The sequence below is a fragment of the Brevundimonas sp. KH_058 genome (genome assembly GCF_057838505.1).
Map to the genome: position 1 here is coordinate 1,566,875 of NZ_CM174469.1, position 15,361 is coordinate 1,582,235.

The 15,361-nt window shown below is 65.1% G+C and carries 15 protein-coding genes; 5 read left to right on the forward strand and 10 right to left on the reverse strand.

Annotated elements, in window-relative coordinates:
• Nucleotides 1–71: 71 nt before the first annotated feature.
• Nucleotides 72–809 carry a hypothetical protein gene (locus tag AC3ISA_RS07470; RefSeq protein WP_489179965.1) on the reverse strand — a complete coding sequence of 246 codons (738 nt, stop codon included), beginning with the start codon at nucleotides 807–809 and terminating at the stop codon, nucleotides 72–74.
• Between the two features lie 107 nt (nucleotides 810–916).
• A complete protein-coding gene (locus tag AC3ISA_RS07475; protein ID WP_489179966.1) occupies nucleotides 917–1,495 on the reverse strand; it encodes a prolyl-tRNA synthetase associated domain-containing protein in 579 nt (192 codons plus the stop codon).
• Between the two features lie 37 nt (nucleotides 1,496–1,532).
• Between AC3ISA_RS07475 and AC3ISA_RS07480 the strand changes: the two genes are divergently transcribed.
• Complete coding sequence (locus tag AC3ISA_RS07480; RefSeq protein WP_489179967.1) at nucleotides 1,533–2,300, forward strand: DUF6065 family protein; 768 nt, start codon at nucleotides 1,533–1,535, stop codon at nucleotides 2,298–2,300.
• A gap of 165 nt (nucleotides 2,301–2,465) precedes the next feature.
• Here AC3ISA_RS07480 and AC3ISA_RS07485 read toward each other — a convergent pair whose 3' ends face one another.
• The 6 genes from AC3ISA_RS07485 to AC3ISA_RS07510 all read right to left on the reverse strand — a co-directional run bounded on the left by AC3ISA_RS07485 (nucleotide 2,466) and on the right by AC3ISA_RS07510 (nucleotide 6,741).
• Nucleotides 2,466–3,038, reverse strand: a complete 573-nt coding sequence (locus tag AC3ISA_RS07485; RefSeq protein WP_489179968.1) for a CC0125/CC1285 family lipoprotein — start codon at nucleotides 3,036–3,038, stop codon at nucleotides 2,466–2,468.
• 99 nt (nucleotides 3,039–3,137) lie between these two features.
• Nucleotides 3,138–3,770, reverse strand: coding sequence for a LysE family translocator (locus tag AC3ISA_RS07490; RefSeq protein WP_489179969.1), 633 nt, complete (start codon nucleotides 3,768–3,770; stop codon nucleotides 3,138–3,140).
• Between the two features lie 202 nt (nucleotides 3,771–3,972).
• On the reverse strand, nucleotides 3,973–4,557 hold the full coding sequence (locus AC3ISA_RS07495; RefSeq protein ID WP_489179970.1) for a hypothetical protein: 585 nt from the start codon (nucleotides 4,555–4,557) through the stop codon (nucleotides 3,973–3,975).
• 80 nt (nucleotides 4,558–4,637) lie between these two features.
• Complete coding sequence (locus tag AC3ISA_RS07500; RefSeq protein WP_489179971.1) at nucleotides 4,638–5,084, reverse strand: translation initiation factor IF-2; 447 nt, start codon at nucleotides 5,082–5,084, stop codon at nucleotides 4,638–4,640.
• An 80-nt stretch (nucleotides 5,085–5,164) separates the two neighbouring features.
• Complete coding sequence (locus tag AC3ISA_RS07505) at nucleotides 5,165–5,938, reverse strand: metallophosphoesterase family protein (protein ID WP_489179972.1); 774 nt, start codon at nucleotides 5,936–5,938, stop codon at nucleotides 5,165–5,167.
• Between the two features lie 14 nt (nucleotides 5,939–5,952).
• Nucleotides 5,953–6,741 carry a nucleotidyltransferase family protein gene (locus tag AC3ISA_RS07510; protein ID WP_159847701.1) on the reverse strand — a complete coding sequence of 263 codons (789 nt, stop codon included), beginning with the start codon at nucleotides 6,739–6,741 and terminating at the stop codon, nucleotides 5,953–5,955.
• A gap of 122 nt (nucleotides 6,742–6,863) precedes the next feature.
• Between AC3ISA_RS07510 and AC3ISA_RS07515 the strand changes: the two genes are divergently transcribed.
• The 3 genes from AC3ISA_RS07515 to AC3ISA_RS07525 all read left to right on the forward strand — a co-directional run bounded on the left by AC3ISA_RS07515 (nucleotide 6,864) and on the right by AC3ISA_RS07525 (nucleotide 11,066).
• On the forward strand, nucleotides 6,864–8,999 hold the full coding sequence (locus tag AC3ISA_RS07515) for a response regulator (RefSeq protein WP_489179974.1): 2,136 nt from the start codon (nucleotides 6,864–6,866) through the stop codon (nucleotides 8,997–8,999).
• Nucleotides 9,000–9,181: 182 nt separating this feature from the next.
• Nucleotides 9,182–10,231, forward strand: coding sequence for a ribonucleotide-diphosphate reductase subunit beta (locus AC3ISA_RS07520; RefSeq protein WP_489180081.1), 1,050 nt, complete (start codon nucleotides 9,182–9,184; stop codon nucleotides 10,229–10,231).
• A gap of 94 nt (nucleotides 10,232–10,325) precedes the next feature.
• Nucleotides 10,326–11,066 carry a DUF4760 domain-containing protein gene (locus AC3ISA_RS07525; RefSeq protein ID WP_489179975.1) on the forward strand — a complete coding sequence of 247 codons (741 nt, stop codon included), beginning with the start codon at nucleotides 10,326–10,328 and terminating at the stop codon, nucleotides 11,064–11,066.
• Here the strand turns inward: AC3ISA_RS07525 and AC3ISA_RS07530 are convergent.
• A complete protein-coding gene (locus tag AC3ISA_RS07530; RefSeq protein ID WP_489179976.1) occupies nucleotides 11,034–11,519 on the reverse strand; it encodes a hypothetical protein in 486 nt (161 codons plus the stop codon). The genes AC3ISA_RS07525 and AC3ISA_RS07530 overlap by 33 nt on opposite strands.
• Nucleotides 11,520–11,658: 139 nt before the next feature.
• Between AC3ISA_RS07530 and AC3ISA_RS07535 the strand changes: the two genes are divergently transcribed.
• On the forward strand, nucleotides 11,659–11,922 hold the full coding sequence (locus AC3ISA_RS07535; RefSeq protein WP_372693630.1) for a hypothetical protein: 264 nt from the start codon (nucleotides 11,659–11,661) through the stop codon (nucleotides 11,920–11,922).
• 88 nt (nucleotides 11,923–12,010) lie between these two features.
• Here the strand turns inward: AC3ISA_RS07535 and AC3ISA_RS07540 are convergent, their stop codons facing one another.
• Nucleotides 12,011–15,328 carry an autotransporter domain-containing protein gene (locus AC3ISA_RS07540; RefSeq protein ID WP_489179977.1) on the reverse strand — a complete coding sequence of 1,106 codons (3,318 nt, stop codon included), beginning with the start codon at nucleotides 15,326–15,328 and terminating at the stop codon, nucleotides 12,011–12,013.
• Nucleotides 15,329–15,361: the final 33 nt, after the last annotated feature.

Below are 15,361 nucleotides of genomic sequence, written 5' to 3' on the forward strand. Positions count from 1 at the left end.
GCCTGACGGCGCCGCTCGGTTCTGGGTCTCCGCTGCGCTGCGCCCGGAATGACGAAAGAAGGGCGGCTCAACTAGCGACGCCGGAAGGACAAGACGAGATTGGCGTCCTGAGGAATGGTCGAGGTTGCCGTCCACGTGCCGCCGTCACGCGGTTCACTGATTTCGAGGACGAGGCCCTGGAACCGGATAACCTGTTTCCCAGCTGAGCGGTCCGGCACGATGGGGCAGGGGACGGAGTTCACCAGCCATTCGTCGTCGTTCAGGGGCACCGTGATGGCGAAGCCGTGCTGTCCTGTAAAAGTGCGGCAAAGCACTAGGCTAAAGCGGGTCGTCGGACGCTCCTCCGGGGTAGCCTCGCGATAAGGAGCTTGGTGAGCAAGATCACGGTCATCACCGATCACAGTTACTCCGAAGGTGAAGTAGCCGGGCGCCGTTATGCCTCGGAGGCTCTGGTCAAGTTGCCCGTCGCCGTCACTGTCCTGGAAACACGCAGCGTCACCGGAACTCCAACGTCCCATCGGGCGAACATCACACCAGACCCGCTCGACTGGGAACACGGATGAGCTAACCTGCGCCAGCGGCGTGCCGGCCGGAATAGTACGCCGACCCACGGTCAGCGGCGCCTCGATCACAATAGCGCTGGAGGCGCGTACGACATGTTCGGCGAACCGCGCCCAACTCAGCACGCCCTGTTCACCCTCGCGTGGACCTGAAACCACCGCAACTGGGATGTGGACCATGCCCTGGGCCAATGCGCTGCTGGGGAAGACTAGTCCAATCAGGACAGCGAGCACGGTGAATAGGCGCATATTAAGTTCTCATTTCGCTCTCCATTCGTCACATGGGATTGGCGACAATCGCAAGCAGGGTTTAGACGCCCTTACCGGACAGGTTTACCCGGGCCTTCGGTCTGAAATCACGTCGCGCTGCGCGGATCAGCCAATAGGAGGGAGCCGCCTATTCGCCCCGTCTCACCCCAACGCCCGAAATCCAGCACCACCGGCTCTCGCCCCATCAACTCCAGCACCCTCCGAAATGCCGTCTGCTCCAGCGCTGTGGTCGCCGTATTGGTCAGGGGGTGGAAGTTGACGATGTCGGCGTCCCACAGACGGCGGTCCAGGACGAGGGTCACGCGGCGGTCAATGTCATTGATCAGCCCTAGCGCCGTGACCGAGCCGGGGCGGACGCCGAGGGTTTCCCACATCAGATGCGCGTTCCCGAACGACAACCGGCCCGACCCCATGGCGGCGGCCGCGCATTTCAGGTCGATGACCGTGTCCTGGCGGGCCGAGATCAGCCAGAGACGGCCTTTGTGATCCTTCAGGAACAGGTTCTTGGTGTGGGCGCCGGGCAGGTCGGCCTTGACGTCCAGCCCCTCCTCGACGCGGAAGACGGCCGGGTGGTCGTGGGTGACGTGATCCACGCCGTTCGCGGTCAGCCAGACGGTCAAGGTCTCGCGGTCGAACGCCGGTGTGGGGGCAGGTTCGTCAGTCATGGTTGAGCCGTCGGGTTTCGGGCGTTAGGAAATGATCATGGTCGATACCGTGCAGACGCGCCCGCTGGAACTGGAATGCTATCCGATGACGGCGCGGCCGCCGGACCTCGTGCCCGGCCGCCAGTCGCGCAACTGGATGGACGCCTTCATCAGCCGCCACCCTTATCGCTGCTTGCCGCTGAACATGGCCAACACCACGGGGTGGGAGATCCTGTGCCCGTTCGGCTTCTCGGCCGAGTGGAACGGCGGCCCGCGTCAGGAAGACATCGTCATCACGCCGGACCGGCCCCAGCACGACCTGGACCATTTCGTCACCTCGCACTTCTCGCGCGGCGTCCTGACCCTGCATCCGCAGTATCTGTTCCGCACGCCGCCGGGCTGGGGGATGATGTGCTCTGGGTCGCCCAACCATGTGAAGGACGGGATTCAGCCTCTCGTCGGCCTGATCGAGACCGACTGGCTGCCCTTCCCCTTCACGATGAACTGGATCTTCACCCGTCCGGGCCGGATCACCTTCGAAAAGGGCGAGCCCTTCTGCTTCATCAATCTGATCGAGCACAAGAAGGTCGAGCAGTTCCAGCCGATCATTCGGACGCTGGAATCCAACCCGGTGATGAAGGGCCAGTTCGAGGCCTGGAACCGCGCCCGCACCGACTTCAACCAGCGTCTGGCCGGCGGCGATCCCGATGCGGCCAAGGAGGCGTGGCAGCGCTACTACTTCAAGGGCGAGGTGCCCGAGGCCCTGGGCACCGCGCCGGCCACCCACTCGAACAAGCGCCGGCTGAAGTCGCCGCGCGTGGGGTAAGAAAAAACCCTCTCCCATTGGGAGAGGGCTTGAGCGTCCGAGAGCGCAGCGATCGGTGCTTACGCGAAAGGGTGAGGGTCGGGTCCATGCGACTTGGCCCATCAGCCGACCCTCATCCGACCCTTCGGGCCACCTTCTCCCAATGGGAGAAGGGCTGTGTTCTTCTTAAGCTGCCGGTCGCGTGACCTGCGAGCCCAGGTTCTGGACCACGTCGCGGGCGTCGAAGGCGTTAGGGTCGTTGGCGGGCTTGGGTCCACGGCCCATCACGATCTCGGCGTTGGCTTCGAAACGCTCGACCTGGCGAACATCGAAGTTGTTGACGCCCCACGGGCCGTAACGGTCCCACGGGCTCCAGAAGCCGCCGCGATGGTAGCGCCATGACGGACCCCAGTGGGGGCTGTAGAAGCTGTTGTAGCCCGAATAGAACGGATCGGGCGTGCCGACGAAGCGGGTGTCGCGGTCGGTCGCGCGATTGACGGTGGCGAACCAGTCGAAGCCGCTTTCGACCGTCAGTTCGGCCGAGCGCAGCAGCAGCGATTGCTCGACCTGTTCGCGAGAGGTCAGCGAGTTGCCGGAGAAGGTGACCCGGAAACGGTTGTTTTCCAGGCGCTGTTCGGCATAGCCGCCGCGCTGGCCGTTGAAGCCTGCGGGGGCATAGGGGGTGGCGGTGGCGCAGGCGGCCAGCGCAAGACCGGCGACCATTGTCATGGCCAGGGTCTTCAGGGGGAGGGCTTTCATGACATCAAACTCCTTGATCGCCCATTCGGGCGCGCTGACGGCTGAACGGAGCATGAACGGCGGCGTTCCCGATCAATCTAGGACGAAGCGTCGCGGCGTCTAGAGCCTAATCACGATCAGCACGGCTGCGGTCATCAGAAGCAGGCCGACGAAGACGCCGAATCCACGCCGGAACCGGGGCTGCTGCATCCGCTGCGACAGGGCGGCGCCGGACAGGGCGTAGGTGCTCATGGACAGCGTATCCATGCCGATGGCTGCGACGGCGAACATCGCCATCTGCGGCGCGACCGGCCGGTTCACGTCCACGAAGGGCGGCAGGACGGCGGTGAAGAACAGGATGGCCTTGGGGTTGGCGATCTGGACCGCGAACCCGTCGATCAGGGCGCTGCGGCCCTTGCGAACGACGATGTGATCGGGATCTGCCGCCGTGGCGAAAGCGCCGCGCAGGGCCTTGATCCCCAGCCAGGCGACATAGAGGGCGCCCAGGACGGCGATCACCTTGAAGGCGGCGGGAAAGGCCTTGACCAGGGCGCCCAGACCCAGGGCCGCCGCGCCGAACCACACCAGGGTCGCCGCATTCATGCCCACCACGCCGACCAGGGCCGAGGCGCGCCCCTTTTCGACGCCGGTGGCGACGGCGAACAGATTGGCCGGGCCAGGCGTGATCGCCATCACCGCCATCACGCCGAGGAAGGTCGAATAGAGGTGCGGATCGACGGGCAGGGCGGACATGCGGCGCGATGTCGCTGCTCAGGTGGATCGGGTCAAGGGCGACCTGTGGTCTCCTCCCCATTTCATGGGGAGGTGGCGCGGCGCGCCTTCGCGCCGTGACGGAGGGGTTCTTTGACGCATCACCGCCGCCCGTGGGACTTCAAGAGCCCCTCCACCACGCTTCGCGCGGTCCCCCTCTCCGCTTCGCAGGGAGGAGACGGTGCTAAGCCGTCGGACGTTCCGGGGCTTCGGGCGCTTGCGGCGGCTCGGGCGCTTCGGGCGCTTCGACGCCGACGTCAACGACGTCTGCGGCGGCCTGGTCCAGAGCGTATTGGGCGACCAGGCTGTAGGTTTCCATCTGCTCGGGGGTCGGATTGGTCCAGGCGCTGTTCTGGGCGATGCCGTTCGCGGTGACGACGCCCTTGTGCATGCCGTCCTCGATCGCTTGTTTAACCTCGGGGTCGTTCATGGCGTCGGCGACCAGGGCGTCGACATTGATGTCCTTCAGGGCTTCGGCCGCCATTTCCGTGGCGTGTTTCGTCGTCTCGGCGGTGAAGGCGGCGACGTCGGGGGCATATTCGGACCAAAGGGCGGCGATGCGCTGGCCGCGCACGGCCTCGCTCAGGCTCCGGTCTTCGGAAATGGCCTCGGCGCGTTTGCCGAACGCCTCCATCCGGGCCTCGAAGGCGTTCGAGGCGATTTCCAGCCGGGCTTCGGCGGATTCAGGGGCAGGCGCCCTGTCCTGCGCGAGCGCCGAGGACAGGGGAGCGAGAGCCAGGGCGGCGGTCAGGCTGAGCAGGCGGATCATGGGAGGGCTCCCGTTGAATGACCCGTGCAAACTCGACCCTGCGCCGCCCCGTCTCAAGTGAAATCGCGGTAAGGCGCGGCTTACTGCGGTTGAGCGGGTGTGGCGGCGGCCGGCGCGGCGGCGGCCTGTTCTATCTGAGTGCGCGCCTGCATCGGGATGCCTTTGATCTGTTGTGCGACGGCGGCCATCTGTTCAGCTGGCGCACCTTGGCTGACAGCAAAGGTCTGGAACTCATCGGCAAAGGTATCGACTTCAGGCTGATAACGGGTCTGGAGGGCGTCGAGATCAGTCTTGGCCTTAGACTTGTCCGTCTGGGCGGCTGCGGCCCGCATTTCGGTGGCCATGTTCTCCATCTTTTCACTGAAAGCGTCACTCTTGGCTTCGAATGCTGCTTCTTCGGGGCTGTCGGCTTCTTCAGCGGGAGCAGGTGCGGGGGCGGCTTGAGGCGCGGGGGTCTGGCCGGCGGCGAAAGCCGGGGTGATCAGGGCCAGGGCGGCGGCGGCCGCGACGGAAGACAAAAGACGCATTGGAAACTCCGAAACAGGCCGCAGCGCGACCAGAGAAAAGGCTTTGTATCCGCCCTGGACGGCACACTCTTACACCCGGATCAGATTTCAAAGATCCGATACGGCTTGTCGCCCAAGGTCTTCAGCACGGGCAGGGCGACGTTATAGACCGGCACCCCCTTGTTGGTGCGGCCCTCAGGCCCGCCGCGATGGGCGTGGCCATGCACGACCAGGCTGACGTTGTCGTAGCGGTCGATGGTCTCTGCTAAACGCGACGACCCAAGGAAGGCGTGGATTTCGGGCGGCTCGCCCATCACCGTCTCGACCACGGGCGCATAGTGCAGCAGCACGACCGAGCGTTCGGTGCGCAACATGCGGATGGAGTTCTCGATCTGATTGGCGTCCTCGACCGCCTCCTGCACGAACCGCTTGACCGAGGCCTCGCCGAACGAGCTGAGCATGTAGCGGCCGAAACCGCCGACGAATCCCTTGCCGCCGGCGAATCCGACGCCGTCGATCTCATAGGCCTCGCCGGTCAGCATCCTGACCCCCGCGTCCGTCAGCATCTTCGTCACGTGCTCGGGCTGACCGCATTCGTGCTCGTGATTGCCCAGCACCCCGACCATCGGAATGGTGCAGAGCTTGAGGTCCTCCAGCAGCCGCTCGACCTCGGGCGTCTTGCCGTAGTTGGTCAGGTCGCCGCACAGGCACAGCACGTCCGCATCGTCCGACACCCGTTCGAACAGATCGCGATAGCTGTGCTCGGTCGCTTCGCCCACATGCAGGTCGCCGACGGCGGCGACGCGCATCTTCTTGGCGGGGCCGGGCTCAAGGCCGGGCTGGGTGGTCTGCGGGTCGGGGGTGGAATCGGTCATGGCGGCCGGTCCTCTCAGTGGCCCAGGTTGACGGGGTCGTGGCGCTCCTCCAGCCCCTTGCCGACCACATCGCCAAAGCCCCATTCGGCGACGTCGGCGACATAGTCCCGCGGGCTGAACAGGCGGCCGCGACAGACCCTCACGCGCGGCGCCGGCAGGTCGATCTGGGCCGTCAGACGCTCGACCAACTCCTCCATCAGCCAGCGCGGGATGCGGTCGCGCTCGGTCGGATAGGCAAAGCGGAAGTTCAGCAGGTGCGCCGCCAGCACTTCCCAATAGAGGTCCATCTGATCCAGCAAGCTCTTCCAGTCGATGGCGTCGGACTGTTTCAGGATGACGTGGTTCACGTCGGCGCCGTCATAGCGATAGCGGTCCTGGATGAAGACCTTGGACAGGATCAGGGCCGTGGGCGGGGTGATCTGGACCTGATGGCCATAGACGGTGATCCGGTCCTCGCTGAACCAGCTGTCGGACACAGCGATGGTGCCGTTGGACATGGCGAAGATGACGTCGAAGAAGTGTTTCTCGTCCTTCCAGACCTTGGCGATCCAACGCTCGTCTTCGACGTCGGTGCGGTAGCCGTGCTTCTGGAAGAAGGCCAGGATGCGGGGGTAGTCGCCGGGCTTGCAGAAGACGTCCAGGTCCTTGGTCGGACGGCGGATGCCCGTATAGGCCGTGACCGCATAGGTGCCGGACAGCAGGAAGGGGATGCCGCTCTCCTTCAGCAGGCGCAGGCTCTCTTCATAGAAGGCCAAGGCGTCGGCGGGCGGTTCGAACGTCGGTTCGGCGATCACGTCTGACATCGGCTGGGCCCTTACCTATCGAGGGCAATCAAACGGCGACGCTGAACGGCGGTTCCGCATTACTACCTAGTCCTGCCGCTACGGGATCCTTAACTCCTGCATGTCACTGTTCCGTCATGGGATTGAAGTGCGTAAACGCAGAAGGCGGGCGCTGGCGGTTCTTCCGCCATGAAGCCGGCAGGGCGGCAGGACCGCCCCCTTACGCCTATGTCGCGCTGTTCGTCCTGTGCCTGGCGGTGGGTCAGTGGAGCATGAACACCTTCGGCGCCACCGTCCTGTGGCCCGCAAACGCCGTGCTTCTGGCCGCCGTCCTGCAACTTCATCGCCGCCCGGCTGTCGCAGTCATGGCCGCCTGCGCCGCCATCAATCTGATCGGCAACGTCGTGCGGGGCGGCCCCGTCGTGATGATGTTCACCAATGTCGCCCTGAACATGACCCAGGTGGTCGTCGCCGTCCTTTTGGCGCGTCGCTTCTGCGGCGCCGCGCTGGATATGCGCAGGCCCTGGCGCCTGTTCCGCTTCGCCGTCTGCGCCGCCGCGCCTGCGGTCCTGCTCAGCACTCTGCTGGCGGGCGGGGTCGCCATCCTGATGAGCTGGAAGGTGCCGGGCACGCTGGGTTTCCGCATGCACCACCTGTTCGACATGGAGATGCTGGCGATGATGATCGTCACGCCGTCCCTGTTGCTGCTGGCCCGCAACCACCGTTTCCGCGACGACGCCCAGGCGACGTTGCCCGAGGCCGCCGCCCTGCTGGCCCTGGTGGGCGGCGTCAGCCTGTGGGTCTTCTCCCAGACCTCGGCGCCGATCATGTTTGCGATCTTCCCGCCCCTTATTCTGCTGGCCTTCCGTCTGTGTCCCCCGACGACGGCGGGTGCGGTGGTGATGGTCGCCGTGATCGGCGGCGCCGCGACACTGGGCGGTCATGGGCCGATCGTCCTGACCCGTCTGACGCCGGACCCCGTTCTTGACGCGCTGCCTGCCGTCATGCGCCAGATGAACGTCTTTCATCTGTTCCTGCTGTGCGTGGTCGGCACGGTTCTGCCCGTCACCACCCTGTCGACCGAACGTCGGCGGTTGACGGCGCGCCTGCGGGCGCGCACGGCCGCAGCGCTCGAAGCTCTCGCCCGTGCCGAGGCGGCCCGCGCCGCCAAGAAGCGGTTTCTGGCGATGATGAGCCACGAGATGCGCACCCCCCTGACCGGCGTCACCGGCTATGCGGACCTGCTGTCGCGCCGACCATGCCTGGACGAAGAGGGGCTGCGTCAGGTGGACGCCATCCGCCACTGCGGCGAGACTATGCTGCGTCTGGTCGAAGATCTGCTGGAAGTCTCGCGCGGCGGGGCCGAAGTGACGCTGAAGGCCAGCGACGTGCGTCAGATGGTCGAAGAGGCGGTCGCGCCCTCGCGCGAATGGGCGTCCATCAAGGGACTGGAGTTCGTCCTTTCCCTGACGCCGCAAGCCGAAGGCCAGTCGATGGTGGATGCGCGACGCCTGCGCCAGACCCTGCATCATCTGGTCAACAACGCTGTCAAATTCACCAACCGGGGCGAGGTCAGCGTCGTGGTCGATCGGCGCGACGACCAACTGATCTTCGTCGTCGCCGACACCGGCTGCGGCATGGATGAACAGACGCGGTGCGGTGTCTTCCATCTGTTCGAACAGGGCGACGCCACGACCAGCCGCGCACACGAAGGCGCCGGCGTCGGCCTGGCCTTGGCCAAGAACCACATCGACTGCCTGGGCGGGGTGGTCGAGATCGAAAGCACGCAGGGGCAGGGCTCGACCTTCACCCTGACCGTACCGGCTGCGGTGGTGGAGGCGGTCGAGAGCGACGGCGGCGTTCCGCTACACAGCCGCCGCACGCGCGTTCTGATCGTCGATGACCATCCGGCGAACCGCAATCTGCTGCGGATCATGCTTCAGGCCGCCGATTGCGAGACCGCAGAAGCGGCGGACGGCGAACAGGCGCTGGCTGTGCTGGCGGTCCAGCCCTTCGATCTGGTGCTGATGGATGTGCGGATGCCGGTGATGGACGGCATCGCCGCCACCCGCGCCATTCGCGCCCTGGACGCCCCCCTGCGCGACGTCCCGGTTCTCGCCGTCACCGCCGAGGCCATGCCCGAGGACGCCGCCCGCTGCATCGCCGCCGGCATGGACGGCCATCTGGCCAAGCCGGTCACCCAGGCCAAACTCTATGCCGCCATCGAGGCCGTGTTCGACGGGGTCGCCGAGCGCCAGGCTGACGCCCAGGCCGCCTGAGGCGCAAGCGTGGCCGGAGGATGCAAATTCGTCCCCAGCTCCCTCCCCAGAATCCTGAGACAAATCTACCAGATATAGCGTCCGTCAGAAAATGTGACGCAACATAGACCAAATTCGACTTGGCGCCGGGGTTCGAGAGTCGCATGGTGAACGCCTCTCCGGAATCGCTTCAGGTCAGTTCGATGAACGCCATCACCCCGATCATCCTTCCCGAACGCGCCGGTCTGCTGACCCCGTCCGCCGCCTACAAGCCGTTCCGCTATCCGTGGGCGTTCGACATGTGGAAGAAGCAGCAGCAGGTCCACTGGATGCCCGAAGAGGTGCCGCTGGGCGAGGACATCAAGGACTGGGCGTCCACGCTGAACGACGGCGAACGCAACCTGCTGACCCAGATCTTCCGCTTCTTCACCCAGGCGGACATCGAGGTTCAGGACAACTACATGGAGCGCTACGGCCGGGTCTTCAAACCGACCGAGGTGAAGATGATGCTGGCCGCCTTCGGCAATATGGAGACCATCCATATCGCGGCCTACGCCCTGCTGCTTGAAACCATCGGCATGCCCGAGAGCGAGTTCGGGTCCTTCATGGAATACGAGGCCATGCGCGACAAGCATGACTTCATGGGTCAATTCGGGGTCGATTCTGACGCCGACATCTGCCGGACCCTGGCCATGTTCGGCGGCTTCTCGGAAGGCGTTCAGCTGTTCGCGTCGTTCGCCATGCTGATGAACTTCCCCCGCCAGAACAAGATGAAGGGCATGGGCCAGATCGTGTCCTGGTCGGTGCGCGACGAGAGCCTGCACTGCGAAGGCATCATCAAGCTGTATCACGCCTTCAACAAGGAGACGGGGGCTGTCACCAAGTCGGTCGCCGACGACATCGTCGACTGCTGCAAGACGGTGGTGAACATGGAGGACAAGTTCATCGATCTGGCCTTCGAGATGGGCTCGGTCCAGGGCATGACCCCCGAGGACATCAAACAGTACATCCGCTTCATCGCTGACTGGCGCCTGCGTCAGCTCAAGCTGCCGGAAGTGTTCGGCGTGACGGAAAATCCGCTGCCGTGGCTGCAATCGCTACTGTCGGGCGTCGAACACGCCAACTTCTTCGAGGCCCGCGCCACCGAATATTCCAAGGCCGCGACGCAAGGCGACTGGCACGGCGTCGAGGGCGTCTGGACCGAGTTCGACCGCATGATGGCCCGTCGCGACATGAGTTTGGTCGCGGGCTGACACAAAAATCGCCGCGCTTCTTGACGTTCATCTGAGGGATGTCTAACTTTCCATCGTCCAATGGTGACGGTTCAATGCGCGGCGATAACGAAATTTGAGGCGATTAGACCGGCTGCTTTTTGTGCTGGCAGTTGTTGCCGGAGCAGCTGGCGTATGGCTCTTCGTTCTGGGCTTGGCGGATGCCGATAACATTGGGCGCGTTAAGGGCTCTAATCAGGCCACGTCTCTAGCAGCCGCTTATTTCACGGCCGCCTCGCTTTTTGCAGCGACTGGCGGTTGGCTCGTTTCCAACGCCGTTTCTTTGCTTTCTAGAACACGCGACAAGGCCTCCGAGTTTATTAAGGTGGCGCAAGGCGACGCCGAATTTCCCGATGCATTGGCCTACATAGCCGCCGTCTCAAATGATCCAAAAAATCAGCCCCTGCTTGCGGACCCAAAAGGGCGCCATGGATTCTATCTGTCTTCAGATGGACTGAAATTTCGCAGAAGCATGAGAGATGCTCTAAATACGTTTGACGAGATGGCAATATTTATCCGTCGCGGTGCAGCTGACGAAGCAATTCTAAGGGATTTCTACGTCGGAATGTTAGTCCGATTTTACGAGATATATTGCGGATATTTGCCTTATATCACTAATATTCCTCAAATTGTTACTGCTCGCGACCAAAGGCCTGAGATCCCTGCCAATGTTGATTGGCTGTATAAAAGATGGTCGGCTTACTACAGTCGAAAGTTCTTTTATCTTAGACATCGATCTCGCATTACTCGATCGGCTGCCTTTAAGCGTTCCTGCCAAATATCTCTAGTTCGATGCGCAGGCCGAGCGCACGCCTGACCGGCACAGCCGCACCTGTTCCTGCCAGGCGGCGTAGTCGCGGTCGTGCTGATCCTGGGCCGCACGGGTGGCCAGGGCGGCGGTTCGGGCCTGTTCCTCGATCTGGCGCACCTCGATCTGATGGCGGGCCAAGGCGGCGTCATAGTCCAGACGCGCGGCCTCGTCGGCCTTGTCGGCCAGGGCGTTCTGGGCCGCGATCTCGTCATTCAGGGCGCGGGTGGTGCGCAACTCCTCTTCGGTTTGCTGATCGTCGCTCGCGCGGTGGTAGGCCTCGCCCCGTGCCTTAAGCAGGGCGTCTCGGCTGCTGGGGTCCGCCGGATCGGGCAGGGTGCGCTGATCGCGATAGGGATCGGGCGCCGCATAGGGGGCGGCCGGGGTCGTCTGCGCCTGAACCGCGCCGGTCAGCGCCACAGTCGTCAGCATGATGATGGAAAGGGAAAGGCGAACGATCATGGGCTGGTCTCCTGAGGGCTTGAGCTTGGCCGTAAGTCGCCATGCAGCACAACGCCGCAGCCACGAAAAGGTGGCGCAAGACCCAGCTTCACGGCATGGTCGGATTCTCCCAAACCGTTTCCGCACGCGAGAAGACTTGATGATCCTCAGCACCTCGTCCGGTGACTTCCCCATCCCCGCCGATGTCGCGCGCCAGTTGCCGAACGTGCCGGCCCTGCCCGACACCGCCGCCTCGGACGCCCGATTGCAGATCGAGGACTTCCGCCACTGGCTGGACGCCTCGCCGGAACACGCCATCGACTACGAACGGCTGCGACGCTGGCATCTGGTCCAGGACGAACTGGCCGCCCAGGCCAAGGCCGAGAACCGGCCGTTCGTGGTTTCGGACGACGGACTGGAATAGGTCGGCGTTGAAGACCGTCTGATCGCCAGCAGGCATGAAAAAGGGCTCCGGCGCGAACGCCGGAGCCCTTTGACGTTCTGGCGTATGCTTAGAACTTGAACGCCACCGTGGCGCGGTAGGACTGATAGTCGATGTCCTGACGCTCGATCATCGAGGAGGCCTCCAGCGAGACGGTGGTGCGCTCGTCGCCGATGGTCACGCCGCCGGAGATTTCGCCCCAGGTCGTGTCGCGGCTGGCGCCCAGGAAGGTGGCGGGCGTGCCGCCGGCCGCCGCGAAGACCGCGCGCACGTCGTCGCGGCTGTTGGTGAAGTCGGTCACGGCGCGCACACTCAACGCCGGCTTGACGGAGAAACCGCCGACCTTGGTCGCGCCCGAGACCCGCAGGCCCAGGAAGCCCTGGACCGAGCTGCTGGTCTGTTCGTCCACGCGCAGGGCGGCGGCCGAGCCGGTTTCGGCATAGCCGTCGATCTTCACGCGATAGGCGTTGACGCCGAAGCTGGGCGTCACGGTCACGCCACGCGTATCGACGCGGTCGCCGATCTCGACGCCGCCGAAGAAGACATCGCCTTCGGTGTCGCCGTCGGCGCGCAGACCGCCCCCGACCGCCGTATTGCGGCGCGTCTCGATATCCAGCCAGCCATAGCCGAGGTGACCGCCCAGGAAGCCGCGGTCGGCGATGTCCAGCGACGCATAGGCGCTGGCCTGAATCTGTTTGGTGTCGGCGCGCGACAGGGCGCCGGCGTATTCCGCCTTGCCCTGCGAATAGCCCAGAGCGCCGCCCAGGGTCAGGTCGTCGACCGTGCGTTCGACGCCGCCCGCGAAATACCAGCTGTCCTGCCGGTCTTCCCCCGAGCCGATCACGGAACCGCGCAGGTTCCGCGCCCTGCCGTCGGTGGCGCCGGCGGTCAGGAAGGCTGAGACGCCCTCTTTCCAGCCGTTTGACCAACGGTTGCGGGCCGAACCTTCGGCCTGCGCCGCCGCCATGGCCGCCGCTGCGATCGGCGCCATGTCGTCGGCCAGGGCCGCCACTTCGACGCCACGGCCGATCAGGGCCAGGCCACCCGTCTCGCCCGGGCGACGCAAGGCGATGCGGCCGCCGATGGCCGATTGGAGGGTTTCGGTCTGCACCGCGCCGAGTTTGACGGCCGAGCGCGAGCTATAGGGCGCCAGGCTTTCCAGCGCCGCGCCCAGAACCGGTCCCTCCAGAACATCGACGGTGCCATAGACGCTGCTCAGCGCGGCATAGCTGCCGGGGCGAGCGCGATCCAGCAGGGCGCCGACCGCCTGTTGAGACGGCGAGTTGGCGTCGATCACGGTGGAGAAGGACGCCGCATCGATGGTCAGCAGCACGCTGTTGGCGGTGTAACCCAGCGTCGGGAACAGCACGCCCGGCAGGTCGGTCGCCGAGGTGAAGCGGCCCGAGATGCCGCCTTCCGCCGTCAGCACCGTATAGGCCTGGCCGAACTGAACCGGACCCAGGGGATTTACGCCCAGGAAGCCGCCGATCGACGCCTGGCCGCGCGTGCCCTGGGCCGCATCGGCGCGGACGATCAGCCGGTCGGCCTGCGCCCCGTTCACATCGACGATCAGGCGCGAACCCGAGGTCAGGACCAGGTCGCCCAGAATGGTCAGGTCGCCCACGGCGTTCTGACCGCCCGGCGCGATGGTGCCCAGAATGGAGGTCAGCACGGTCGGATCGATCACGCCCTTGCCGCTGAGCATGCCGCCCATAAGCAGCATCTCGAAGGTGTTCAGCCGGCCATCGACGTTCAGTTGTCCGGCGGTGACCGTGGTGTCGATCAGATTGGTCAACGTGCCGGTCGAGGTCACGTCCAGAATGGCGCCGCTGGTCCCGATGGTCAGGCGATCCACGGTCGCGGCACGGTTCAGGGTGGTGCGACCAGCGGTCGTCAGGCTGACGTCGTAATAGGCCGGACGGGTTCCGCCCGGAACGCCGGCGACGTTGTTGGGCACGAAGTTGGTCGAGCCGGGGCCGCCGGCGACGAACTCGAACGGCGCCGTCGCGCCAGGCGCCTGCACCAGGGCGGCGGGCGCGGCCAAATCGCCGTCGGCGGTCCCCGCTGTACCGGTGGTCAAGTCGGCGGTCAGGTCGTCGCGAGTGACATGGCCGACATTGCTTTCGCTGGAGGAGCCGCCCGCGGCCGTCTCGGTCCCGCCGCGGCTGTTGTTGTAGTCGGCCAGGTTCTTGGCGCTCTCGCAGTCGGCGTTGAAGCAGACGGCGCCGAACTCGCCGCCCTTTCCGCCCACGCCGGCGGCCGGCGTGCCGGGAAGGCCGGTGGTCAGTTGTCCGCCCGACACGACCTTGTAGTTGGGGTCCATCATCTGGATCCAGCGCGTGGCGTCGAACCAGTCGCCGTCTCCAGCCTTGGCCTGCACATATTTGTACGGGTTGTTGGCGACGATATAGTCCCAGAAGAGATAGAGCGGCTGATAGCCGGCCGTCGTGCCGTAGCTGGCCTGAGGCTGGGCGCCGAAATAGCGGGTGCCCAGCGATAGCACGCCCGCGATCACCGGCTGCGAGAAGGCGCGATCCAGGATCAGGGCGCCGCCGGAATCGCCCTGGGCCGTGATGCCCTCGCCCGGCAGGGCCACATCGTTGCCGAAGATATTGAAGTCGAACTGGCTGGCGCGCGCCGGATCGTCGAAGTCCACCAGATAGAGGTTCTGGCCAAGGCCGCGCTGGCTGCCGTCGCCGAACAGGAACAGGTTGACGTCGTCGATCGAGGCCAGGGCGCCGATCATGTTCTCGCCCGCGCGCCGGCGGAAATCGACGCCCGCCGATTGACCGGTCGTGCCGGTGCCCGAACGGCCATAGCCGCCGATGGTGACGTGCAGGTTCTCGGTTCCCGTCAGCGGGCTGAACAGCATGGCCCAGGTCGGCACGTCCCGCGCAGCGGTGTCCAGCACGCCCATGGCGACGTCGGCTTCGTAGAAGTTGCCCGCCGGCTCCAGCAGGGAGCGTTGATCGTAGAAGACGTGGCTGAGGTTGTAGGTCTGGTCGGCGACGCTGCTGCGTCCGGTGCCCAGCCAGTTGATCAGGCCCGCGCGGGCATCGCCCTTGAAGCCGACGGCGATAGGCGTGCCGCCCGAGGCGCGGCCGTAGGTCGCCTGTCCCTGAGTGTTCACGCAGTGGGCGGCGAAGATGATGGTGCGCGGATTGATCAGGGTGCCGGTGCAGACGCCGCCGCCCAGCGCACCGAAATCGCTGTAGATGATGCCGATGCCGTTGACCGCGTTCGGGGCGGCCAGGGTCGGCGCCGTGTTGCGGTTCAGATTGTTGTTGGGCACCTCGGCCAAGGCCGCGCCGGCGACCAGGCCTGCAGCTACGCCCAATGCGGAACTTGTGGAAAGCCAACGGCTCTTGCGAGCGGACGAACGCGTCATTTTTTTATGTTTCCCCTACGGACAGTCCCACAA

Bases quoted from the DNA above. Each gene is read 5' to 3' on its own strand.
- AC3ISA_RS07470 (WP_489179965.1), bottom strand. From the start codon at position 809: ATGCGCCTATTCACCGTGCTCGCTGTCCTGATTGGACTAGTCTTCCCC.
- AC3ISA_RS07475 (WP_489179966.1), bottom strand. From the start codon at position 1,495: ATGACTGACGAACCTGCCCCCACACCGGCGTTCGACCGCGAGACCTTG.
- AC3ISA_RS07480 (WP_489179967.1), top strand. From the start codon at position 1,533: ATGGTCGATACCGTGCAGACGCGCCCGCTGGAACTGGAATGCTATCCG.
- AC3ISA_RS07485 (WP_489179968.1), bottom strand. From the start codon at position 3,038: ATGAAAGCCCTCCCCCTGAAGACCCTGGCCATGACAATGGTCGCCGGT.
- AC3ISA_RS07490 (WP_489179969.1), bottom strand. From the start codon at position 3,770: ATGTCCGCCCTGCCCGTCGATCCGCACCTCTATTCGACCTTCCTCGGC.
- AC3ISA_RS07495 (WP_489179970.1), bottom strand. From the start codon at position 4,557: ATGATCCGCCTGCTCAGCCTGACCGCCGCCCTGGCTCTCGCTCCCCTG.
- AC3ISA_RS07500 (WP_489179971.1), bottom strand. From the start codon at position 5,084: ATGCGTCTTTTGTCTTCCGTCGCGGCCGCCGCCGCCCTGGCCCTGATC.
- AC3ISA_RS07505 (WP_489179972.1), bottom strand. From the start codon at position 5,938: ATGACCGATTCCACCCCCGACCCGCAGACCACCCAGCCCGGCCTTGAG.
- AC3ISA_RS07510 (WP_159847701.1), bottom strand. From the start codon at position 6,741: ATGTCAGACGTGATCGCCGAACCGACGTTCGAACCGCCCGCCGACGCC.
- AC3ISA_RS07520 (WP_489180081.1), top strand. From the start codon at position 9,182: ATGAACGCCATCACCCCGATCATCCTTCCCGAACGCGCCGGTCTGCTG.
- AC3ISA_RS07530 (WP_489179976.1), bottom strand. From the start codon at position 11,519: ATGATCGTTCGCCTTTCCCTTTCCATCATCATGCTGACGACTGTGGCG.
- AC3ISA_RS07535 (WP_372693630.1), top strand. From the start codon at position 11,659: ATGATCCTCAGCACCTCGTCCGGTGACTTCCCCATCCCCGCCGATGTC.
- AC3ISA_RS07540 (WP_489179977.1), bottom strand. From the start codon at position 15,328: ATGACGCGTTCGTCCGCTCGCAAGAGCCGTTGGCTTTCCACAAGTTCC.